Source organism: Lacrimispora amygdalina, from assembly GCF_900205965.1.
GTDB lineage: Bacteria > Bacillota > Clostridia > Lachnospirales > Lachnospiraceae > Lacrimispora > Lacrimispora amygdalina_A.
This window is the reverse complement of sequence record NZ_OAOF01000037.1, coordinates 1-23,370: the sequence shown is the minus strand read 5'-3', so window position 1 is coordinate 23,370 and position 23,370 is coordinate 1. Positions and strand designations below refer to the sequence as shown.

Sequence of the window (23,370 nt, the reverse complement as noted above, 5' to 3'; positions counted from 1 at the left end):
GAGTTTAGTGCGAGGCATATCAAAACACTTAGCGAGGTATTATCGAGCTTAGTATTTTGATTAAGAGGAAAGAACGGATGAAAGATATATAACAATGTGTGGTTTTGAGGGTATATGCCCAATCAAAGAATAGATCATAAGCGCGAGTGGCTCAGTTGGTGGAGTACGACCTTGCCAAGGTCGGGGTCGCGGGTTCGAGTCCCGTCTCGCGCTTTAGTGTTTATAAGGATTTTCGATTATCGAGGATTCTTTTTTTTATTTGTATAAGTAAATCTACTTAAAGTTTTAGGTAATAAGTATCGTCTTAAATTTCTAATTAGCAATTCTTACATTATCATAAATAAAAACTCCACTAATTGTTTAAGATTTATTTTTTTCTGACCACTATGTGATAAATTATAATAAATACGTGAACTATTATTGATTTACTCAATATTATATATTAAAAGTAATATATATATAAAATAAATAAGGAGTAATTATTAGATGGAACTAAATGTATTCGCCGCTAATTATCCTGAATTATATGCGATTTTAGATGAAACAGTAAGATCTACTATTGTGGCGAACAATATGACCGGAGAAGAGTCCCTCAGGGATTGGGATAATATGATTGATAATTTTGTTAATGATTTCGAGTGCGAGGATTATTGCGGGCAGGATAAGGAAGAGATTTTATCTCAGCAGATACCATTTGGCGGTTATGGAGACTGGGATGGCAGAGACAGGGACAGATATAGAGATAGGTACAGGTACAGAGATCGACGCCGGCGCCGGCGTTTTCGTGATAATAATTTAAGAGATATTATCAGACTTCTGTTTTTAAGACAATTATTTGACCGGGACCGTTACTAAACTCTACTCTAAGAGCTGCTCACAACTTTAATGTATGCAGCATATATACGGTTTTCTGGCAAAAAAGGGGTAGCCATTGGGCTTACCCTATTTTTGCTTGTAATCCGTATTGGGCTGTACATTTACCAGAAGTCTTTTGTCAAAGTAAGACTCTGGTCTTTTTGTTTCATGTATATAATATGGACTAAATAAGGAAATAAGGTGTACATAGATTTCAGAATGTGATAAAATGCGGATGGATATGTATCAAAGTAAGAAGACAGAATATTCTACAGAAATAGTGGGAGTATAAAGAGGAGTTAAGAGGATTGCCTAACGGAAGATAAGGAGGGTGTATGTTGAATCGTGCAATTACCATAAGCAGAGAGTTTGGAAGCGGCGGAAGGGAACTGGGCATGAGGCTGTCAAAGAAACTTGAGATTCCGTTTTACGACAAAGAATTAATTTCTTTAACTGCACAGGAAACTAATTTATCTGAAACAGAGTTACTTAGTTATTATGAGAGTATTCCCGTAACAGAGCAGTCATTGGAACCAACCATATATACTTCATTTTCTCCCCTGTATGAAGTCCCCATATCTGATCAGGTGTTTCTGGCCCAGTCCAGGGTGGTTAAATATCTGGCAGAACAGGGACCCTGTATTATTGTAGGAAGGTGTGCAGACCGTGTTCTTGAAGAAAGCATTAATCTGTTTGTATATGCTGAAATCGAGAACCGGGTCAAAAGAATATCTTCTTTTTATAAAGATATGGATCCAGGTATAATAGAGAATGAAATACGGGAAACGGACAGGAAAAGGAAAGATTATTACCAGTATTATACAGGATGTGAATGGGGAAAGGCGCAGAATTACCATCTTTGTCTGAATAGTGGCTTTGCAGGTGTAAGTGCCTGCCTTCAGGCTGTTTTAAGCTATTTAGAACATTGTATCTGATTATAGTTTTAAAGGAGAAAGAATTGTGAGTACAAAGATAAGTAAAATGAAACGATGTTTTTTTGGAGCACTGATGGCCCTGATGCTTGCTGCAATGACTGGAATATCCGGTTATGCTGCGGATATAACAGGGCCGGGAGCAGATCTTAGAAATGCTCCCTCTGTGAATGGAGTTTCCATCTATGTCAGCAAGCGGATGAAAACCCTGTCTTTAAAGCAGAACGGAGTTTTAATTGGGGAATATCCGGTTTCAATCGGTGCATCGTCTTCTGATGGAAATAAAAAAGTGGAAGGTGATATGAGAACTCCCAGCGGCCAGTTTTATGTTTGTACCAGAAACGATAAGAGCGTGGCTTATCTGGCACTTGGGCTTTCTTATCCCGGGATAGAAGATGCTAAGCGTGGATTTGACGAAGGGATCATCACCCAGGAGCAACGGGATCAGATCATAGATGCCAATCTAAATGGGAAACAGCCGCCGTGGGAAACGGCTCTGGGCGGAGCCATTGAGATTCATGGCTGCAGAGTTCCTGACGGAACGACGCATGGATGTGTGGCGGTTGATAACGCGGTAATGGATGTGTTATGGAGCTACTGCAATCTGGGAGTTCCGGTGACAATTGGACCATAAAAGGAAGTCTCCAAATCCGGTATATGCCGTTTTTGGGGACTTTTTTTAATGCCTGTCCTTGTAATATAGGGACCTTTGTACTATAATAACTAATTATACTTCAATAGAAAAAGACAGAGGTGGGAATGTCCATGCAATTTGCAAAAAGAATGAATCATTTTGGAGAAGGTATCTTTTCTAAGCTTCTGGAGATGAAACGCCGGAAAGAAGAGAGAGGGGAGCTGGTAATTGATTTAAGCGTGGGAGCACCAAACATTCCGCCTGCAAAACATATTACAGATGCTCTTTGTGAAGCGGCTTCAGATCCGAAAAATTATATTTATGCCATCAATGATCAGAAAGAGTTATTAGAAGCAGTTGCTGTATGGTATGAGAGACGATATGGAGTGAAGCTTAATCCGGCATCAGAAATCAGTTCACTTCTTGGTTCACAGGAGGGACTGGCGCATATCGCGCTGTCTATTGTTGATGAAGGAGACGTCGTGCTTGTTCCGGATCCATGTTATCCGGTGTTTGCAGACGGTCCCTTACTGGCCGGAGCCAGTCTTTTTTACATGCCCCAGAGAAAAGAAAAGGATTATCTGATTGATTTTTTAGAAATTCCGGAAGATGTGGCTGTAAAAGCTAAGTTTATGATCGTATCCTATCCCAACAATCCTACCACGGCCATGGCACCGGACTGTTTTTATGAGAAATTAATTGCATTTGCAAAAAAATATAATATTTTGGTTTTACATGACAATGCTTATAGTGAATTAGTCTTTGACCAGCGTCATTGCAGGAGCTTCTTAAGCTTTCCAGGTGCAAAAGAGGTTGGCGTGGAATTTAACTCTCTTTCCAAAACTTATGGATTAGCAGGAGCAAGAATTGGTTTTTGCCTGGGAAATCAGGAAGTGGTGGAAAAAATAAAAACTCTGAAATCCAATATGGATTACGGCATGTTTCTACCTGTTCAGAAAGCGGCAATTACAGCGATTACAGGAGATCAGTCCTGTGTTGAAACAACCAGAAAGGCTTATGAAAAGCGCAGAGATGCCTTGTGCGATCACATGACCCGGATCGGATGGAAGATGGAGAAACCTCAGGCTACCATGTTTGTCTGGGCAGAGATTCCGGAGAATTTCAGAGATTCAGAGACCTTCTGCAGTGAGCTTCTTAATAAGGCGGGAGTTCTGGTAACGCCTGGAAGCGCATTCGGTCCGTCGGGAGAAGGGTATGTAAGACTGGCATTGGTTCAGGACGAGTCAGTCCTGGTTCAGGCTGCAAACCAGGTGGACCAGAGCGGAATCTTGAGGTGACACGTATGAAAAAAAGATTGATTTGGACTGTGGCAGCAGTTTTATATATTCTGTTTATTTACTCCAATTCTCTTAAGACAGCTGATCTTTCATCAGCAGACAGCGGACATGTTCTGGAGCTGGTAAAAAATCTGTTTACTTCTGCCGGGATGGAGAACAGATGGCTGACAGAACATATAATCCGGAAAGCAGGGCATTTTACAGAATATACTCTGTTAGGAATGATTTTGTATCAGTGTGTGAAATTATATGATTTTGATATGGAGAAGCGCTTGTTTATTCATGAAGCGGCAGGTTTTCTGATTCCTTTTATTGATGAAACAATCCAGCTGTTTGTATCAGGCAGATCAGGACAGATTTCTGATGTGTGGCTGGATTTCTCAGGAGTGGCAGCCGGAACCATGATTGCAGCACTCCTGTTTTTTATATACGCAAAAGAATGGAGTAAAATATGAAGAATTACCGTATTATAGTTGAATATGACGGAAGCCGCTATGATGGGTGGCAGAAGCAGGGAAATACAGATCACACCATACAGGGAAAGATTGAACACGTTCTGGAGCGGATGACAGGAAATCCCATTGAAGTACATGGATCTGGCAGAACAGATGCAGGAGTTCATGCTGTGAATCAGGTGGCTAACTTCCATATAGATACAGATAAGAAGGAACCGGAATTATTAGTATATTTAAACCATTATCTTCCTGAGGACATCAGGGTGAAGACAGTGGATCAGGTGCCGGAACGGTTTCACAGCCGTTTGAATGCGGTGGAAAAGACATATCTTTACCGCATTGAGATGGGGGAGAAGAGTCAGGTATTTGAACGGAAATATATCTATGGGCTTCACAAAAATCTGGATGTAGAGGCAATGCAGCGGGCAGCTGCCTTTCTTTGCGGAGAGCATGATTTTAAGAGCTTCTGCTCCAACAGGAAAATGAAAAAATCAACGGTACGGGTTTTGAAAAACATTGAATTTCTAAAAGAGGACAGCAGACTTTCCATCCGCTTTACCGGGAATGGATTTCTCTATAACATGGTCAGAATTTTAATGGGTACCTTAATTGAAGTCGGACTGAAAGAACGCAGTCCGGAGGAAATGACTGGAATACTGCATGCGCTGGATCGGAAAGAGGCAGGCTATACAGTACCTCCGGAAGGCCTTTTTCTGGAAAGTGTCAGTTATAAATGAAATGATCAATGAAATCAGGAAAGGAGAAATATGACTGATTTTTTGGTTCGAACGTTTGTGAAGGATTATAAAAATACAGAGGATTCACATGTCCGGACCCGCTATGGGCTGATGGCAAGTGTGGTGGGAATCTTCTGTAATATTCTTCTGTTTGGTGCAAAGCTGTTAATGGGACTTTTTATTAACAGTATTTCAGTTATGGCAGATGCATTTAATAACTTATCGGATGCAGCCTCTTCGATTGTCGGATTTGTCGGTGTGAAAATGGCAGACAAACCAGCAGATGAAGAACACCCTTTTGGGCATGGCAGAGTGGAATATATTGCAGCGTTTATCGTTGCATTTATTGTCATACAGGTAGGTTTTACTCTTTTTAAAACGTCGGTAGATAAAATTCTTCATCCGGAGGAGATGTCTTTTCATGCCATATCTGTTTTTATCCTTTTGTTGTCTGTACTGGTGAAATTGTGGTTGGCATTATTTAACCGGAAACTTGGAAACCGGATACAGTCAGCAGTTATGAAGGCAACAGCAGCAGATTCTTTGGGAGATGTTATTACAACCTCCTCAACTATTGTATCTGTTGTTATTTATGGTATCCTGGGCCTGAATATCGATGGAATTGTAGGCGTGGTCGTTTCTGTGATAGTAATGTGGGCTGGTATCAGAATTGCCAAGGATACTCTTACGCCATTAATCGGAGAGCCCATTGATCCAAAGCTGTATCACGATATCACTGCGTTTGTGGAAGGGTATGACGGTATCATAGGAAGCCATGACTTAATTGTCCATAATTACGGACCCACCAGAAGTATGGCCTCCATTCATGCGGAGGTTCCCAATGATGTGAATGTGGAGGTATCCCATGAGATCATTGACCGGATAGAACGGGAAGCACTGAAGAAATTCGGGATATTCCTTGTTATTCATATGGATCCGGTGGAAACCAGGGATTCTAAAGTGAGGGAATTTGGAAGTATGGTGGAAAATGTAATTCAGAAAACAGATGACAGAGTAACCTTTCATGATTTCAGAATGATTGAAGGAACGGATCAGATTAATCTGATCTTTGATCTGGTGGTTCCCAGGGAGTATGACCGTAAAAAAAGGGAATGGCTGAAGGAAGAGATTACAAAACAGGTAACTGAGATAGATAAACGATGCTGTCTGGTCATAACCGCAGAAAGCGGTTTTGGTGTGGAAAAATAAGGAAATAAAAAATTTCCAATTTATGCAATAAGATGACAGAAATCAGCATTAACCTAATAGAAAGGAAATCGGATCCATGCTGTTTATGGGATTGATGAGCTTTGGCGGAGTTGAAGATTACAGCCAGTTGAGCGACGAAGCACTTCTAAAAAAAGTGGCAGAGGGCGACCAGGAGGCTTTTCAACGTTTATATCAGAATACAGACCGCACAATGTACAGTTTTATTCTGTCCATTATCAAGCACCCACAGGATGCGGAGGAGATCATGCAGGAAGTTTATTTAAAGATCTGGACTTCTGCAAAGAGCTACAAATCCCAGGGGAAACCTTTGGCGTGGATGTTTACCATAGCACGGAACTTATGCTATATGAGATTCCGGGAGCAGAAGCATGACTCGGATATTACCCTGGAAGATTTATCTGGAACGGAGACCGGTGAGGTCTGTTCAGAGATAGAGATGGCAGCTGATAAGATGGTATTGCTTGCTGCCTTGTCAATATTAAAGGAAGAGGAGAGGGAGGTAGTTCTCCTTCATACCTCCGCTGGAATGAAACACAGAGAAATTGCGGCCAGTTTAAAGATTCCTCTGGCAACTGCTCTGTCCCGCTATAACCGGGCTATGAAAAAACTGGAAAATTATTTAAGAGAGGAGTAGGCTTTGATATGGCTGGAGATAAACACAGACAATTAAATAGACAACAGATCGAAGCCTCCTTAAAATCTGCTACTGATGATCTGATTCCCAATGTCCTTGACCGGATTGACTTGAATACACCACAGATTATGGAGAATGGAAATTCCAGACCTTCTATCTTTAAAAGGCAGAGGGTGATTGCAGGACTGATTGCAGCCTGCTTTTGCATGATTATGCTTGCAGGAGGAACCTACAGCTTCCAGAACAGCAGAGTGGATTCAGTCATAGGAATTGATGTGAATCCAAGTGTTGAACTCTCTGTGAATAAAAAAAACCGGGTGCTGAAAGCAGAGGCTGTTAATGCGGACGGGAAGACAATTCTTAAGGATATGGATCTGGAGGGCATTGATTTAAATGTTGCTGTTAATGCCATCATTGGATCGCTGGTAACCCATGGCTTTCTTGATGATCTTGATAATGCAATTCTGGTAACCGTATCGAATGACAGTATTAAAAAGGCAACAAACTTAAGATCTGCAGTGGTCAGTGATATCAGAACAACTCTGGAGGAGAAACGGTTAAAAGCTGTGGTGTATGACCAGCAGGTAATCGAGGAAGATGATGTAAAACAGCTGGCCCGGCAATATGATATATCTTATGGAAAAGCTTATTTCTTAAAAGAATTAATCGCCCAGAATTCTTCACTTTCCATGAATGATATGGAAGAACTGGCACCCCTTACCATGGAGGAGATTGCAAAGGTAATTACAGAAAGATCCTATGCGGTAGGAGCGAAAACAGAGGTTTCAGAAGATACGAAAAGTGAAACCCAGACCAGTATTCAGACCACTGAGGAGACAACAACCAGGCTGGAGACAGAATCTGTAACTGAAACAACTCCGGAAACAACCACAGCAGAGGCAACCAGTCAGGTTCCTGTGCAGACACCTGCTACGCAGCCGGCTACATCTGCGGAAACTACAGCTGTACCACCCACTACGGAAGACGTGGTTACATCACAGAAAATAAAGATTGATTATGTGGACTATGAGAACGGCCTTATCATGGTTCACTTTATAACCAAAGTCAAATGGAAAAATCCTACAGTTTCGGTAAAGGATGGGGATGGCACAACGTATTCTTCAAAAATCGGTGATACGGATTCTGATTATTGTGAGATCAATGTATCCGGATTAGAGGGGGGCGTGGAATACACCTTTGTACTCGGCGGGATATCACCGAAATCAGGAAGGCAGACGACTGTAAAGGGAGTTTTTGAAACGCCGGTAATCGGTGACGGGGAAGCAGACGATACGGAGCCTGCGGAAACAGAGCCTGCAGAGACAGATCCAACACAGGCGAATCCAACAGAAACAAAACCTGTGGAGACTACAACTCAGAAAGAGGCAGAAACAGATACAGCCAAAGCTGAGGAAAAGACTACAGAAGCAGTTAATCAGGAAGGGAATTCAGCACATTGAAGCCCTTCCTGGCTCGTTTAATTTTTGGAAATAAAATGTAAATTTATGCTTGACCAAAGTGGAAAGCTATAGTATAATACACTCGTTGCACTGATGGGCTATCGCCAAATGGTAAGGCAACGGACTCTGACTCCGTCATTTCAAGGTTCGAATCCTTGTAGCCCAGTGAAGAGAAAAGAAGAAAAGATACTCTGATTGGAAGATGCAGGAAACTGTGTTTATCGGTCAGAGTATTTTTGTTTATATAAACAGGCGTTGGTCTGCAAAAGCAAATCAACGCCTGTTATTTTTGGTTCCGATATTATTATTTATTCGTTTAGTGCTTCAATCAGAGCGATCAAAGTGAGTGATTGTCCATAAGCCATAGGACGGATCATTATATTCTTATAATGGTCTGCATGATATCCCATACCGGTTCCTGCGGAAACACGCAGGACGGTTCCGTCTTCATCTATATTTTTACAGATTCCGTCCACGGCCCGGGCTGCGCAGTCAGAATATGTTTCGTCCAGAATTCCCATTTTAATTCCCTTTAATATACCTCCGGCAATGGCTGCTGATCCGGATACTTCTTCATAACTTTCCGGATCAGTGAGAACGGTATGCCACAGACCAGAAGGTGCCTGTAACTCTTTTAAGGCGTTTACCTGTGCCTTGTAAACATCTGTCAGATAAGTGGTTAATCCAGGATCCAGTGTGTTGTCAAATGACTCTAGTAATTCTAAAATACCATAAGTAAACCAGGAATTACCTCTGCACCAGAAGATTCCTCCAAAATTACTATTAAGCTGAAAACTCCAGCCATGATAAAACAATCCGGTATGCTTGTCATATAGATATTTGATATGAAGCAATACCTGATGAAGAGTCTCGCTGATCCACTCCTGATTCTTAAAACGATGGCCCATTTTATTTAAAAATAAAACTGCCATAAATAAAGTATCAATCCACATTTCTCCTTCATTTAGCAGGACGCTGTCGCGGTTTCCGATTGCTGTTACCACGTGCTGGAAGCCACCTTCCTTTGTTTTGGGCAATTCCGTCATTAGCCAGCGCGCATGATCCAGACAAAGTTTTTCGTAGTCTGGATTGTCTAACGTATCAAGCAGCTCGGCCAGAACAAGATAGGGTGCTGTAGTGTTTATATTTTTGCTGGGGAGTCCTTTCTTAAAATTGTTTTGAAACCACTGGCTAAAAAATTCTGTGTAACGGTCATCTTTATAAAATCTCTGAAGTTTTAAAAGACCATAGAGACCCACTCCCTGGGGCCAGTCCCATTCTTCAATTCCAAAGTCTCTGGCTATGATTCCGCGGCTTGCTTCCTCCTTTCCGACGGAACGGTCATTTTCATAATCTCCGCCTCCCAGGTTCATCAATTTGTCCATCACAAGATGAATTTTCGGAAGTAATTCCTTGTTTGTCATGTCATTCTCCTCCATTTAATTTTTTAGCGTATGCGCTTGGTGTCATCCCCGTGCTTTTTTTGAATATCTGACTGAAATACTGGGGATTATTTCCACATCCTACCTGCTGCGCAACCCATTGAATTTGTTCTGTATGGCCTTCTGCTAATAATTGCTTGGCTTTTTGAATGCGCAGGGCAGTGATGTAGTTTGAAAATTTTTGTTTTGTTTCCTTACTGAACCGCTTGCTGACATAATCGACATTCATAAAAAGATGATTTTCAGCAATGCATTTTAATGTAAGATTTGGATCGCCCAGATGATCTTCTACATAGTGTATAATCTTATCGATAAAAGGGCTGTAACGCTGAGATCGGGTGGAGGATTTCTTTAGGATTTCATTCAGCTTCTTACAGAGCATATAGCGGATCTGTCCATACTCAGTCTGCTGGTTTAGATCCATTAAATACTCTGTAGTATCTACCGACGACAGATAGCTGGTTTCCGTTGCCAGTTTTATTAAAATTCGTGAACAGGCCTGTTTTAAGAAATCCGTATTGCTGATATCGTTTAATGCTGCAGTCAGTTCTTCCAGGCGGGGTTTTAATTCTGTTCCATCTGTTTCAATCAGACTTGCAGTCAGCTGCTCTATTTTTGTAATTAAGTTTTTATAATTGCAGGTTGGAACGGGCTCCAGTCCATTCATGTAATAGATGATTCCATAACGCCGGATCTTTGTTATCAGTACCTCCAAAAGCTGGTTGAGGCTTTGGAATGTAATCCGTTTGTAATCCAGTTGAAAGAGCAGCTCTTTTGGGGTTAAGCTTTGCATAAATACATCAAATTCTTCGTATGAGACCTGATATCTTTCAAAAAACAGAATCAGGGAGTTTTTCACATAGATGCAATATAATTCAATGCCAGGTGCGTGTTCTGCCATGTAATCATAAATGAGACTTAAGATGGAATTTAAGTATGTCTCCTCCAGATAGTGAAGGAAGCACAATTCGTACCAGGTATGATAAAAATCCATAAATCCTGAATAAGCATTCCAGGAATACTCGGCAGGGTCAGATTTAAAGATCTGCTCATTGATAATGTTCCCCATAATGCTGTGGTGGAGGTTTGCTGTCAGTGCTTTCTGACGCTCCTTTAAATCCTGAAAAGCCTGACGATGATAATACTCTTTTATTACATCCTGCATGCTCTCCACAATCTGTTCCTCGTTACAGGGTTTCAGCAGATAATGGTGAACCCGGTATTTCATTGCCTGTTTCGCATATTCAAATTCTCCAAAACCGGAGAGCAGGATAAACTGGGTATCCATATCAGCCTGATAAATCCGCTCAATCAGTTCCAATCCGGAGAGACCCGGCATTCGGATGTCGGTCATAACTATATCCGGTGATTCATCGAGAATCATGTGATAGGCTTCAATACCGTCACGGCAGGTCCCCACCAGTTCAATTCCCAGACTGTTCCAGTCGATCAGGGAAGAGATGGACTCCCGTATTACCCGTTCATCATCGGCGATGATTAATTTAAGCATTGGGATTCTCCTTTCGTATCGTCAATGTCTTCAGAGGTAAGTTTAAGTGGAAACAAAAGCTGTGCTACCGCCTGGTCGTCCTCGTTAAAGAGTGTAAGTCCATATGGATCTCCATAAGTAAGTTTCATACGCTCTGATATATTCAACAGCCCGATGCCAAAACCATGAGGATTTGTTTTCCTGCTTTTTAATTTATTTATAATGTCTTCCTCAAAGGCGGAGCTGTTATTTTTCACTGTAACAATAAGGGCGGAACCGTCTGTTTCAGCTGTTATATAAATCCGGCATTCTTCGGTATTTTCCTCCAGTCCATATCGGATTGCATTTTCCACCAATGGCTGAAGAGTCAGCTTTAATACATAATACCCTGCAAGATTTTCAGGGGCAGATATTTCGTATTCCAATCGGTCTTCATAGCGGTATTTCTGAATGGTCATATAACATTGAACCAGCTCCAGTTCTCTGCTTAACGGAACTTGTTTATTTTTCTGGTCAAGGGTGATGCGAAGAAGATTACCCAGAGATTCCGTCATGGAAGAAATATCTTTTGCACCAATTGTTTTTGCCCTCCAGTTAATGGATTCCAGGGTATTGTATAAAAAGTGGGGATTCATCTGGTTTTCCAGAGCTTTTAACTGAGCTTCTTTTATCAATATTTCTTTTAAGTAATTCGTTTTAATCAGCTGATTTACTTTATCCACCATCTGGTCAAAACAAGAGTGCAGAATTCCCAGTTCGTCCGTCCGCCTGCTGTAATCATAGGAACCTGGCAGGTTCTCTGTTTCTCCTGCTGCAAATCGTTCCATCTTTAAAAGCAGATTGTCGAAGTGCCTTGTGACTGAGTCGATCAGGGAAGAGGACATAAGGATTGCCAGTCCAATGGAAACTGCAATAATGATCACACAGATCTCAAGGCTTGTCCGGAGCGAATCCGCAATGCTGCCATAGGGAATCAGGCAGACATAATCCCAGCCATATTCCGGTATGATCCCCTTTACATAGAAAAAGCTGTTTCCATCCTGATTTACAAGTCCGTATCTGGAATGGAAATAATTATGAAACAGAGTTCGTCTGTCAGCTTTGATATGGGAGGAGTTATAGATTAAATTCTCTCTGCTGGAAAGAATATAGTGGGTATCTTCATTAAAGTGACTGGTGTCGGTGGCTGCATTAATAAGTCCGTCAATATTGATATTTACGATCAGTGTACCCAGTGAATCGAGATTTAAATATTCGGTCCGGAGTAAATGCTTGACCATAAACAGACCGTATTGACCGCTGTAATCGGTTATCCATATGGTACGTCCCCTGGCATCCTCAGCTCTTGTAACCAGATCTTCAACTACGGAGTCCGGCAGCATATTTCCTGCTGAGATATGAGTATGGATTGAATAATGGTCCTGATAAAGGCTCATATAATTAATATTGTTTTTACGAAAAGTAAAATAATATTCATTTAACGTTCCGTAAAGTGATTTATATGCTATGGAACGATCCTGCACGCTTAAGGAATCTTTTAAAGTTCCAAGTCCTTTCTGAATGTTGGTATCAGCAAGAAACATATCAGCCATTGTAGAAATATTGTCCAGGCGGTTATTTAGCTCTTTACCGGTATAGGATAAAGAGGAGGCTACAGACTGATAAAGCACCTTCTGATTGGCCTTTGTTATCAGCTGGATGCTAAATAGAGAGGCTAAGGCCAACAGGAATATGCAAAAAAATACAATGGAATGTATTTTCTTTTTTAAGGAAAGATTTCTAATAAAGTGCTTCATAAAAACCACCTTTCGGATACTGGATTAATGACAGCTAAATTATATATAAAACACTTCACCAATACAACCGGTGGAGAAAAAGAACTATTCAAATTATACACACAACACGGTTTTTTCAACCTGGAAGCCGGTTTTAATCATTTACTGGATACAGAGGGGGAAGTATAATGAAGATCATCTGATATGCAAAAAAGATGAATGGAGGAAGGTTTCATGAAGAAAAAAATTGCGTTACTAATGGCAGCTGTTATGGCAGCAGCATCACTTTCCGGATGCGGTGGCAGTGAGAAAGTTACTACGGAGGATACTACAGCAGGATCAGCAGCAGATACTACACAGGCAGTCACTGAGGGGGAAAACGGTGATGTTAAACTGACCATGAGCTGGTGGGGGAATCAGGTCAGAAATGAAAAAACCCAGGCAGCCCTGGATTTATATACCGGGCAGAATCCGGGAACAGAAATCGAAGGACAGTTCTCAGAGTGGTCTGATTACTGGAATAAGCTGGCAACCTCTGCAGCAGGGCAGGCAATACCCGATATTGTACAGATGGATTATTCGTTTATTGACCAATATGTCAAAAACGGACTTCTGGAGGATTTAACTCCGTATATCAAAGACGGTACTCTGGATGTTTCCGATATCTCTGAAAACACCATGGCAAGCGGGACGGTGAACGGAGGCGTGTATGCAATCTGCGCAGGAATTAATGCTCCGTCACTCCTGTATAATAAAACTCTTCTGGATAAGAATGGAATTACTGTTAAGGATTATATGACTACGGATGAATTTATTGATTTATGCCGGGAGGTTTACCAGAAAACCGGTTATAAAACGAACATCGCTTATTACAATGCAGGAGCTTATCTGGATTATTTTATGAGAGGTTCAGATGTCGTACTCTATGGGGATAAAAAGATGGGAGGAGAAGAGAAAGATTATCTTCCATTTTTCCAGATGTATGAGACGGGAATTAAGGAAGGCTGGTTTATTGACCCGGGTGTGTTTGCCGAGCTTTCCATTGGTTCTGTAGAACAGGAACCCCTTGTTTATGGATCAAGTCCGGAAACCATGTCTTGGTGTGCTTTTTATAACTCAAACCAGCTGACTGCAATGCAGAAAGCAGCTCCGGAGGGCATGGAAATTGGTATTACTACATGGCCGTCAGCAGACCCGAAGAAATCCGGTTATCTGAAATCCAGCCAGTTCTTTTCCGTTGGTGCACATTCTAAAAATCCGGAAGAAGCAGTGAAAGTTATTAACTTTTTGACCAATTCAAGCGATGCAAACAATATTTTACTGGGAGAAAGAGGAGTTCCCGCTTCCAGTGTAATCGCTAAGGAGCTGGCACCTAAAATGAGTGATGTGGACCAGAAGGTGATTAAATTTGTAAATGAAGTCGTAACTCCCAATTGTTCTCCCATCAATCCGCCTCAGCCGGATGGTGCCAGTGAAGTATCCAACCTTTTAAATCAGGTACAGGAACAGCTGTGCTATGGTGTGTACGATGCCAAAACAGCCGCGGAAGAATTTTATAACGGAGCCAACAGCATTATGAGCAAAAAATAACGGAGGGTGTCAATGAAAGATAACAAAGGCGCAGGCCTCAGACATTTCCTGAACAGAGAAAGCACCGCGGGGGTAGTATTCTGCCTTCCGTTCATCATCGGCTTTCTGTTGTTTATGGTGGTACCTATGGGAATTTCCTTTTACTATTCTTTCTGTGATTATAATATTTTGTCCCCGCCTGTTTTCACGGGACTGCATAATTACATAAAAATGTTTACTGACGATGATGTGTTTTTTAAAACCATAGGGGTTACGTTTTATTTCGCCTTTGTATCAGTTCCTCTGCGTTTGGTTTTCGCACTATTGGTAGCAATGCTTCTGCTTAAGTCATCAAAAGCAACCGGCTTTTACAGGGCAGCCTACTATCTGCCCTCCATTATCGGAGGATCTGTTGCAGTCGCTATTTTATGGAAGCGGATGTTTGCAACGGATGGTGTTATCAATCTGCTTTTCGGATTTTTTGGAATACATACAAGTTTTCCATGGCTTGGAAATAAGAATACGGCGATCTGGACCCTTATTATACTTGCCATATGGCAGTTCGGTTCTTCCATGCTGATTTTTTTATCATCCTTAAAGCAGATTCCGGTGACACTTTATGAGGCTTCCAGGGTGGATGGTGCTAATAAATTTTCTCAGTTTTTCAAAATCACCCTGCCTCTTTTGACACCCACGATTTTCTTTAATCTGGTTATGCAGATGATTAACGGTTTTCTTGCATTTACACAATGTTTTATTATAACTCAGGGCAAACCTCTTAATTCCACATTATTTTATACCGTTTATATGTATCAGCAGTCGTTTGAGTTTTACAATACCGGATATGGTGCAGCTCTCGCCTGGGTAATGCTGGGGCTGATCGGTTTGATTACTGTGGTCCTGTTTGCAACTAAGAGATTCTGGGTTTATACGGAAGGGGTGTGAGTCAGATGACGACCAGAAAAAAGGCTGGTAAAATTTTATACCATATAATTGTGTGTGGCCTGGGGCTGGTGATGATTTATCCTCTGGTCTGGATGGTTATGAGTTCCTTTAAGGAGACAAATACCATCTTTCTGACAGCCGGACAGCTGATTCCGGAGAAATTCGTGCTGACTAATTATATCAATGGCTGGAAGGGATTTGCAAAAATTTCTTTTGCCGTATTCTTTAAGAATTCGTTTTTTATTGCTGTTACAGCAACGCTTGGAACTGTCTTTTCTTCGGCGCTGGTGGCCTATGGACTTGCCAGATGCCGGTTCTTTGGCAGGAAAATATTATTTGCAGCAATGCTGCTTTCTATGATGCTTCCGGCACAGGTGCTCATGATCCCTCAATATTTATGGTACCAGAAATTAGGCTGGGTAGGCAGTTACAAGCCGTTAATTCTTCCCTATAGTTTTGCCATTCAGGGTTTCTTTGTTTACCTGATGATTAATTTCATTGACGGTATTCCAAGGGAACTTGATGAAGCAGCTAAAATAGACGGGTGCTCTTATTACAGTATATTTACCAGGATCGTCATGCCCCTGATCACACCTGCACTGATTACTGCCAGTATATTTTCTTTCATGTGGAGATGGGATGACTTTCTGTCCGCCTTGCTTTATATCAATGAATCTGCCAGGTATCCGGTCAGCCTTGCCCTTAAGCTGTTTTCGGATCCTGGGTCATCCTCTGATTATGGAGCTATGTTTGCAATGGCAACGCTGTCAATCCTGCCGGCAGTTACAATTTTCATCTGTCTGCAGAAATACCTGGTGGATGGAATCAGTACATCAGGATTAAAGGGATAAGGAGAAGAAAAATGATAATGGAAAATGTTCCAAGACCTGATTTTAGAAGGGGTGAATGGGTAAGTCTTAATGGAGAATGGGATTTTTCGTTTGACGAACCGTTATTTGATAAAAAAATTAAGGTTCCGTTTTGTTATCAGTCAGAAATGAGCGGAATCGGTACTGCAGATGTTCACAACGTTGTGTGGTACCGGAAAGAATTTACAGTAGAAGAAGACCGTTTATGGGGAAAAAGCCTGCTTTTAAAGTTTGGAGCTGTGGATTATGAGGCGGAAGTTTATGTCAACCAGACCTATGCAGCCGGACACAGAGGCGGCCATACTCCTTTTGAGGCTGACATTACCGGACTGGTAACAGAAGGAAAAAATACGGTGACAGTTAAGGTAACGGATTATAGTGACGCAGATAAGCCCAGGGGAAAACAGACCTGGACAGGCGAAAACTTTGCATGCTGGTACACACCGACGACCGGTATCTGGCAGAGCGTGTGGCTGGAGTATGCAGGAAAAAGCTATATAAAACAAATTAAAGCAACTCCGGATCTGGATCGCAATGAGGTTCTGTGTGAGATTTTCGTTTCTTCCATGGTGGAATTGAAAGCGGAAATTTCATTTCGAAGTATTCCAGCCAGGGGAGACACTCAGAAGGATCTCGGCAGTATTAATATTATCTGCGAAAATGGGTACGGGAAAGGGATTTTAGCTTTGCCAGACTTAGATGTGCGCAGGGAAGAACTGATCTGGACGCTTAATAAGCCCAATTTAATTGAAATGGAGGCGGTTCTTCTAAATGATCAGGTATACAGCTATTTCGGATTGCGGTCAGTCTGCGTATCCAATGGAAGAATTCTCTTAAATGGTGAGGTATTATACCAGAGACTGATTCTTGACCAGGGGTACTGGAAGGAGAGCCTTTTAACGCCTCCTGATGAATCGGCTATAAAAGAAGACATCATACTGGCCAAAAAAATGGGATTTAACGGTGCAAGAAAGCATCAGAAAGTGGAAGATCCCAGATATTACTACTGGGCAGACCGGCTGGGGTTTCTTGTTTGGGGAGAGATGCCAAGCTGCTTTCAATATACAGACAATACTCTTAAACGTACTTCCGAAGAGCTTACCGAGTTTATACAGCGGGACTACAACCATCCGTCCATTATTACCTGGGTTACAGCAAATGAAAGCTGGGGGATGAGAAATATAAGGACAGATAAAAGCCAGCAGAATTTTTCCAATATGTTGTATTATCAGGCAAAGGCACTGGATAAAACCAGGCTGGTAAGCGGAAATGACGGCTGGGAGCAGACAGAGCACACGGATATCCTGGCTTTGCATGATTATGAGCTGATGCCGGAAAATACAGATAAATATGACTGCATGGAAGAAATTATATATGGTCTGGCGGAGCACCGCATGGTACTGGCAGAAGGGCAGAAGTATGGGGGACAGCCGGTTCTGATGACAGAATATGGTGGAATTGCATTTTCTTCTGATGTAACAGGCTGGGGCTATTACAACAAAGCAGGAAGCCAGGAGGAGTTTATGAACCGTCTGGAGCCAGTTACGGATTTTCTGATTAAGAGCAGAAAATTTTCGGGATTCTGTTATACCCAGCTTACGGATGTCATGCAGGAAAAAAACGGGCTGTTAAGGGAAGACAGGACGCCTAAGGTTCCCCTGGAACTGCTGGAACGGATATTCGGAAAGAAATATTACGAATAAACAGTCTGTCTCTGTTTGTGGACCAGTTCAGCCATTCGGCTGGGCTGCAATCCACATGCGCAGTAAAATGGAAAGGTTAGAATAATGATTAAAAAAAAGTAAAAAATAGCTTGACTATTTAAATGATATCTTGTATAATTCCTTTTGTTGTGTTGATGGGCTATCGCCAAATGGTAAGGCAACGGACTCTGACTCCGTCATTTCAAGGTTCGAATCCTTGTAGCCCAGTTCCTGAGCGGAACCTGATGAGGTTCCGTTTTTTTGTGTGATTTATCGTCTCTTTCTCTTTTATCTGGACAAGAATTAAAAAATGCTTTATAATGTTATATAATTTTGAGGAGAAAATTTTGATGTATACATTCGGCAGCAGAGTTCGATATAGTGAGACAGATGAATACGGAAAACTGACATTGACCGGCATTATGAATTATCTGCAGGATTGTTCCACCTTCCAGTCAGAGGATAACGGGCTGGGAGTGGCGTATTTTACCAAACGGCACAAAGCCTGGTGGTTATCGTCCTGGCAGATTGTTGTGGACCGTTATCCGGCTATGGGAGAGAAGATTGTAATCAGTACATGGCCCTATGATTTTAAGGGATTTTACGGATACCGTAACTTTACCGTATGCGACCAAGAGGGGAATTATCTGGTAAGGGCCAATTCGGTCTGGTTTTTATTTGATACGCAAAAGGGCCGGCCGGCAAAGATTGAGGCAGATGATATCCGGGGGTATGGAACTACGTGGGAGAAGCCCCTTGATATGGAGTATGCACCCCGCAGAATTGCTGTACCGGAAGAATATCAGGCTTTAGCTCCGGTTATTGTGGGGAAGCACCACATTGATACCAATCATCATGTGAATAATTCGAAGTATGTGGAGATTGCCAGGGAAGTGCTTCCTGATGGTATGGAAGTATCGGAACTGAGAGTGGAATATAAGAAAGCAGCAGTATTTGGAGATGCAGTCTATCCCAGAGTCAGTAAGACAGAGGAAGGTTACGTTGTTTCTCTGTGTGATGAACAGGGGACAGCTTACGCAGTCATTTGGCTGTGTGGAACAACAGAGAGGATATAAGATGATAGAATTAGGTAAGATGCAGACCCTCACAGTTCAGAGGGTGAAAGAGTTCGGTGTGTATTTAGGAGAAGATGCCGGCAGTGAAGTATCTGTACTGCTACCCAAAAAACAGGTTCCTGAAGGTACTGGTCAGGGAGATAAGATTACGGTTTTTATCTACAAGGATTCCGAGGACCGGCTGATTGCTACGACTGCGGTTCCGAAGCTGCTGGTGGGGGAGACCGAAGTCCTGAAAGTGAAGGAAGTGGGCAAGATCGGTGCATTTCTGGATATGGGACTGGAGAAGGATCTGCTTCTGCCATATAAAGAGCAGACGTATAAGGTACGTACTGGTGAGAACGTTCTTGTCACATTATACATTGATAAAAGCAAGCGCCTGGCCGCAACCATGCGGGTATATTCCCATATGAGCAACCAGTCACCTTATAAAAAGGATGATCAGGTAACCGGAATTATCTACGAGTTCAGCGATACGCTGGGAGCATTTGTTGCTGTAGATAAAAAGTATTTCGGACTGATACCTAAAAAAGAGCTTTTTGAGAAATACAGGGAAGGCGATGAGATAACAGCAAGGGTTACTAAGGTCAGGGAAGACGGAAAACTGGACTTAAGTCCGAGGCAGAAGGCATATATTCAGATGGATGCAGATTCCACAAAGGTACTTGGAATTATAGAGGATCAGTTTTCAGGGAGTCTGCCATTTACGGATAAGGCAGATCCTGACAGAATTAAAAGGGAATTTTCCATGAGCAAGAATGCATTTAAGCGTGCAGTGGGACATCTGCTCAAAGAAGGAAAAGTCAGGATAACAGAAAACAAAATTGAAGTAATTAATTAGCGGGTAAGCGGATAACAGGAGGATTGTTTTGGACTCGATAGACTATTATAATAAGTATGCGGCAAAGGAATTTGAAGAGACAGTAAAACAGGATATGTCAGAAATCATGAAAGAATTTTTAAGCCATCTCGAAGAAGGTGATACGATTCTGGATTTAGGCTGCGGATCAGGTAGAGACAGCCTCACTCTATATGAGCTGGGATATGATGTAACGCCGCTCGATGCATCCGGTGAGATGTGCAAGCTTGCGGAAATTCATACAGGTCTTGATGTACTACAGATGACATTTGAGCAGATGGATTTTGATGATGTTTTTGATGGAATCTGGGCGTGTGCATCCCTGCTTCATACTCCGAAAAAGGAACTGTCCGGCATTCTTACAAAGATAGCAAGGGCCTTAAATGATAAGGGGATTCTATATATGTCTTTTAAGCTGGGAGATTTTGAGGGATTCCGGGGAGAGCGGTATTTCAGTGATTACACGGAAGATTCCATATCCCAGCTGATAAGGGAAAACGGCAGATTTGAAATTGTGAAGCTGTGGGAAACAGATGATATACGTTCTGGTCATTCTGACGTAAGATGGCTGAACGTACTTGCGAAAAAGAAATAAATTATTTTAAAATATTACAAGGCGGTGTCGAAAATAACGGCATCGCCTTGTAATATATAACCAAATAAGTGGCAAAATAGTCATAGACTATCGAATATAGACAGAATTGTACAAGCCTGTCTCTTGATATTTTGACGTTTCAATCAGTTTTTTCAATGGTTATACAAATTAGCCAAAAGGCCCAAATGGATTTTGGTAAATACGAATATGGTAAAAAAAAAACAATTCATGTATGATTGTTTCAGAAACATAGAACTGCGGCTGTGGGGGCTTGTAGTTCTGAACAGAGAATATATTTTATTTTTAGGAGGATTAGTAAATGGCTAGTTTATCACTGAAAAACATCGTCAAGAAATATCCGAATGGATTTGAGGCAGTTAAGGATTTCAATCTGGAAATTGCTGACAAAGAATTTGTCATTTTTGTAGGACCATCCGGTTGCGGTAAATCTACAACTCTTCGTATGATTGCTGGCCTGGAAGATATTTCAGCCGGAGAACTTTACATTGATGGAAAGTTAATGAATGATGTAGAGCCCAAGGACCGCGATATCGCAATGGTATTCCAGAACTACGCTTTGTATCCGCATATGACAGTATACGATAACATGGCGTTTGGTCTGAAACTGAGAAAAACTCCCAAGGATGAGATTGATAAGCTGGTTCATGAAGCTGCAAGAATCCTTGATCTGGAACATTTATTAGATCGTAAGCCAAAGGCATTATCCGGTGGACAGAGACAGCGTGTTGCCATGGGACGTGCTATTGTTCGTAACCCGAAAGTATTCTTAATGGATGAGCCGTTATCCAACCTTGATGCAAAGCTGAGAGGCCAGATGCGTATTGAGATCTCTAAATTACATCAGAGACTTGAAGCTACAATGGTTTACGTAACACATGATCAGACAGAGGCTATGACACTTGGTACCAGAATCGTAGTTATGAAGGATGGTGTTATTCAGCAGGTTGACTCTCCTCAGAACTTATACGATAAGCCAGGTAACAAATTTGTAGCCGGATTCATCGGAGCACCTCAGATGAACTTAATTGAAGCTGCAGTTGCTAAAAAGGGCAGTGATGTTACTTTAACATTCGGCGGCAACACCATTGCACTTCCTGCTGAGAAAGCAAAGAAACTGGAAGACGCAGGATATGTTGGTAAGACTGTTATTTTAGGTATCCGTCCGGAAGATCTTCACGATGAGGAAGCATTCCTTGAGTCCTCTCCTGCAAGTGTAATTGATGCAACAATCAGAGTTTACGAGCTGCTGGGTGCAGAAGTTTACTTATACTTTGATGTAGATGATGTAAACTTTACAGCAAGAGTAAATCCTCGTACAACTGCAAGACCTGGCGATACAGTCAAGCTTGCTCTTGATTTATCAAAAGTTCATGTATTTGATAAAGATACCGAATTAGTTGTATTAAATTAATTTATGAAATTTTAAGCAAGCGGGTATGATACTCGCTTGCTTTTTTTTACTTTTTGCATTAATATAGAATAAGGTAAATTTACGAAAAAGGAGAATATGCCATGATTTCGAATCAAATACTTCAAACAACCATTGAAGGATTAAAAGGAATAACAAGAATAGATCTGTGTATTTGCGATACAGAAGGAAAGGTTTTGGCTACCACATTTCCTGATGCGGAAGATTACGAAAGTTCGATCCTGGCGTTCGTGGATTCTCCAGCCGACAGCCAGGTAATCCAGGGATATCAGTTTTTTAAAGTTTTCGACGAGCATCAGTTAGAATACATCCTCCTTGCAAAAGGCGGAAGTGATGATGTATATATGGTTGGCAAATTAGCATCTTTCCAGATTCAGAGTCTTTTAGTTGCATATAAAGAGAGATTTGATAAGGACAACTTTATCAAGAATCTTCTATTAGATAACCTGCTTCTGGTTGATATCTACAACCGGGCAAAGAAGCTTCACATTGAAACCAATATCAAGCGTGTCGTTTTCATTATTGAAACACAGCATGAAAAAGATGTGAATGCGCTGGAGACAGTACGCAATTTATTTGCGGCAAAAACAAAAGATTTTGTGACTGCCGTTGACGAGAAAAATATCATTCTTGTAAAAGAGGTAAAAGAAGGCGAGAGCTATGAGGAACTGGAAAAGACAGCCAATACAGTTCTGGACATGCTGAATACTGAGGCGATGACGCAGGTTCATGTAGCATTCGGTACCATAGTAAGTGAGATCAAGGAAGTATCCAGATCTTATAAAGAAGCCAAGATGGCAATGGATGTAGGAAAGATCTTCTATAGTAATAAGAATGTGGTAGCTTACAGCAAGCTTGGAATCGGACGTTTGATCTATCAGCTTCCGCTGCCATTATGCCGCATGTTCATTAAAGAGATCTTTGACGGCAAATCACCGGATGATTTCGATGAAGAGACTCTGACCACCATCAATAAATTCTTCGAGAACAGCCTGAATGTATCCGAGACTTCCAGGCAGCTGTATATTCACAGGAATACGTTAGTATACCGTTTAGACAAGCTGCAAAAGAGCACCGGTCTGGACCTTCGGGTATTTGAGGATGCGATTACGTTTAAGATTGCCCTGATGGTAGTTAAATATATGAAGTATATGGAGAACCAAGACTATTAACGCTAGCAATGAGCAGTGCGAAAAGAGGCAGTAATACAGATGCGTTGTGCTTGCACAAAAGCATCTGTATTGCTGACTCTTTTCATAGGGCGAAGCCCGTAAACCGAGATGAAGCGAAGCGTAATCGAGGTTACACTGCGGAGTCGCGGAAAGAGACCAGTACGTTGTGCTTGCACAAAAGCATCTGTATT

At 41.6% G+C, this 23,370-nt stretch carries 22 protein-coding genes and 3 tRNA genes; 21 read left to right on the top strand and 4 right to left on the bottom strand.

Going from position 1 to position 23,370, the window contains the following annotated elements:
- The first annotated feature begins 140 nt into the window (after positions 1-140).
- From CRO04_RS24490 to CRO04_RS24440, 11 genes are all read left to right on the top strand, one after another.
- Positions 141-213: transfer RNA gene (locus CRO04_RS24490), tRNA-Gly, on the top strand.
- A gap of 273 nt (positions 214-486) precedes the next feature.
- Positions 487-855 (top strand): hypothetical protein, encoded by a 369-nt coding sequence (locus CRO04_RS24485; protein WP_097006873.1) that lies wholly within the window; start codon positions 487-489, stop codon positions 853-855.
- Between the two features lie 338 nt (positions 856-1,193).
- Complete coding sequence (locus CRO04_RS24480) at positions 1,194-1,790, top strand: cytidylate kinase family protein (protein WP_097006875.1); 597 nt, start codon at positions 1,194-1,196, stop codon at positions 1,788-1,790.
- Between the two features lie 25 nt (positions 1,791-1,815).
- Complete coding sequence (locus CRO04_RS24475) at positions 1,816-2,421, top strand: L,D-transpeptidase family protein (protein ID WP_242974634.1); 606 nt, start codon at positions 1,816-1,818, stop codon at positions 2,419-2,421.
- A gap of 131 nt (positions 2,422-2,552) precedes the next feature.
- Entirely contained in the window at positions 2,553-3,719 is a 1,167-nt protein-coding gene (locus CRO04_RS24470) for an aminotransferase class I/II-fold pyridoxal phosphate-dependent enzyme (RefSeq protein ID WP_097006872.1), read from the top strand.
- A gap of 5 nt (positions 3,720-3,724) precedes the next feature.
- Entirely contained in the window at positions 3,725-4,174 is a 450-nt protein-coding gene (locus tag CRO04_RS24465; protein WP_097006871.1) for a VanZ family protein, read from the top strand.
- Positions 4,171-4,911, top strand: a complete 741-nt coding sequence (truA, locus tag CRO04_RS24460; protein WP_097006870.1) for a tRNA pseudouridine(38-40) synthase TruA — start codon at positions 4,171-4,173, stop codon at positions 4,909-4,911. Before CRO04_RS24465 ends, truA begins: the two co-directional genes overlap by 4 nt.
- A gap of 30 nt (positions 4,912-4,941) precedes the next feature.
- On the top strand, positions 4,942-6,120 hold the full coding sequence (locus CRO04_RS24455; protein ID WP_097006869.1) for a cation diffusion facilitator family transporter: 1,179 nt from the start codon (positions 4,942-4,944) through the stop codon (positions 6,118-6,120).
- Positions 6,121-6,196: 76 nt separating this feature from the next.
- The gene (locus tag CRO04_RS24450; protein ID WP_097006868.1) at positions 6,197-6,775 is read left to right on the top strand and encodes an RNA polymerase sigma factor; all 579 of its coding nucleotides are present in this window, start codon (positions 6,197-6,199) and stop codon (positions 6,773-6,775) included.
- An 8-nt stretch (positions 6,776-6,783) separates the two neighbouring features.
- Positions 6,784-8,235 carry a hypothetical protein gene (locus CRO04_RS24445; protein ID WP_097006867.1) on the top strand — a complete coding sequence of 484 codons (1,452 nt, stop codon included), beginning with the start codon at positions 6,784-6,786 and terminating at the stop codon, positions 8,233-8,235.
- Between the two features lie 94 nt (positions 8,236-8,329).
- Positions 8,330-8,401, top strand: a tRNA-Gln gene (locus CRO04_RS24440).
- 142 nt (positions 8,402-8,543) lie between these two features.
- Here the strand turns inward: CRO04_RS24440 and CRO04_RS24435 are convergent.
- Genes CRO04_RS24435 through CRO04_RS24425 form a run of 3 tightly spaced genes read right to left on the bottom strand, consistent with a single transcriptional unit; the run spans position 8,544 to position 12,962 of the window.
- Positions 8,544-9,659: a glycoside hydrolase family 88/105 protein gene (locus CRO04_RS24435; RefSeq protein WP_242974632.1), complete on the bottom strand. Its 1,116-nt coding sequence runs from the start codon at positions 9,657-9,659 to the stop codon at positions 8,544-8,546.
- Between the two features lies 1 nt (position 9,660).
- Positions 9,661-11,187 carry a response regulator transcription factor gene (locus CRO04_RS24430; protein WP_097006865.1) on the bottom strand — a complete coding sequence of 509 codons (1,527 nt, stop codon included), beginning with the start codon at positions 11,185-11,187 and terminating at the stop codon, positions 9,661-9,663.
- Positions 11,175-12,962: a sensor histidine kinase gene (locus tag CRO04_RS24425; protein WP_097006864.1), complete on the bottom strand. Its 1,788-nt coding sequence runs from the start codon at positions 12,960-12,962 to the stop codon at positions 11,175-11,177. The genes CRO04_RS24430 and CRO04_RS24425 overlap by 13 nt, the downstream gene beginning before the upstream one ends.
- Before the next feature lie 213 nt (positions 12,963-13,175).
- On the opposite strand from CRO04_RS24425, the gene CRO04_RS24420 reads away from it, so the two are divergent.
- The 10 genes from CRO04_RS24420 (at position 13,176) to CRO04_RS24375 (ending at position 23,179) form a co-directional block, all read left to right on the top strand.
- Positions 13,176-14,531 (top strand): ABC transporter substrate-binding protein, encoded by a 1,356-nt coding sequence (locus tag CRO04_RS24420; RefSeq protein WP_097006863.1) that lies wholly within the window; start codon positions 13,176-13,178, stop codon positions 14,529-14,531.
- 12 nt (positions 14,532-14,543) lie between these two features.
- A complete protein-coding gene (locus CRO04_RS24415) occupies positions 14,544-15,455 on the top strand; it encodes a carbohydrate ABC transporter permease (protein ID WP_097006862.1) in 912 nt (303 codons plus the stop codon).
- A 5-nt stretch (positions 15,456-15,460) separates the two neighbouring features.
- Positions 15,461-16,306: a carbohydrate ABC transporter permease gene (locus CRO04_RS24410; protein ID WP_097006861.1), complete on the top strand. Its 846-nt coding sequence runs from the start codon at positions 15,461-15,463 to the stop codon at positions 16,304-16,306.
- 11 nt (positions 16,307-16,317) lie between these two features.
- A complete protein-coding gene (locus CRO04_RS24405) occupies positions 16,318-18,027 on the top strand; it encodes a glycoside hydrolase family 2 protein (protein WP_097006860.1) in 1,710 nt (569 codons plus the stop codon).
- 156 nt (positions 18,028-18,183) lie between these two features.
- Positions 18,184-18,255: transfer RNA gene (locus CRO04_RS24400), tRNA-Gln, on the top strand.
- Between the two features lie 122 nt (positions 18,256-18,377).
- A complete protein-coding gene (locus tag CRO04_RS24395) occupies positions 18,378-19,103 on the top strand; it encodes an acyl-[acyl-carrier-protein] thioesterase (protein WP_097006859.1) in 726 nt (241 codons plus the stop codon).
- Between the two features lies 1 nt (position 19,104).
- Positions 19,105-19,944, top strand: coding sequence for a S1 RNA-binding domain-containing protein (locus tag CRO04_RS24390; RefSeq protein WP_097006858.1), 840 nt, complete (start codon positions 19,105-19,107; stop codon positions 19,942-19,944).
- 28 nt (positions 19,945-19,972) lie between these two features.
- Positions 19,973-20,557 carry a class I SAM-dependent methyltransferase gene (locus tag CRO04_RS24385; RefSeq protein ID WP_097006857.1) on the top strand — a complete coding sequence of 195 codons (585 nt, stop codon included), beginning with the start codon at positions 19,973-19,975 and terminating at the stop codon, positions 20,555-20,557.
- Between the two features lie 319 nt (positions 20,558-20,876).
- Positions 20,877-21,989, top strand: coding sequence for an ABC transporter ATP-binding protein (locus CRO04_RS24380; protein WP_097006856.1), 1,113 nt, complete (start codon positions 20,877-20,879; stop codon positions 21,987-21,989).
- Between the two features lie 101 nt (positions 21,990-22,090).
- On the top strand, positions 22,091-23,179 hold the full coding sequence (locus tag CRO04_RS24375; RefSeq protein WP_097006855.1) for a PucR family transcriptional regulator: 1,089 nt from the start codon (positions 22,091-22,093) through the stop codon (positions 23,177-23,179).
- Positions 23,180-23,181: 2 nt separating this feature from the next.
- Here CRO04_RS24375 and CRO04_RS26635 read toward each other — a convergent pair.
- A partial coding sequence (locus CRO04_RS26635) for a hypothetical protein (RefSeq protein ID WP_207654518.1) occupies positions 23,182-23,370 on the bottom strand: 189 nt, incomplete at its 5' end.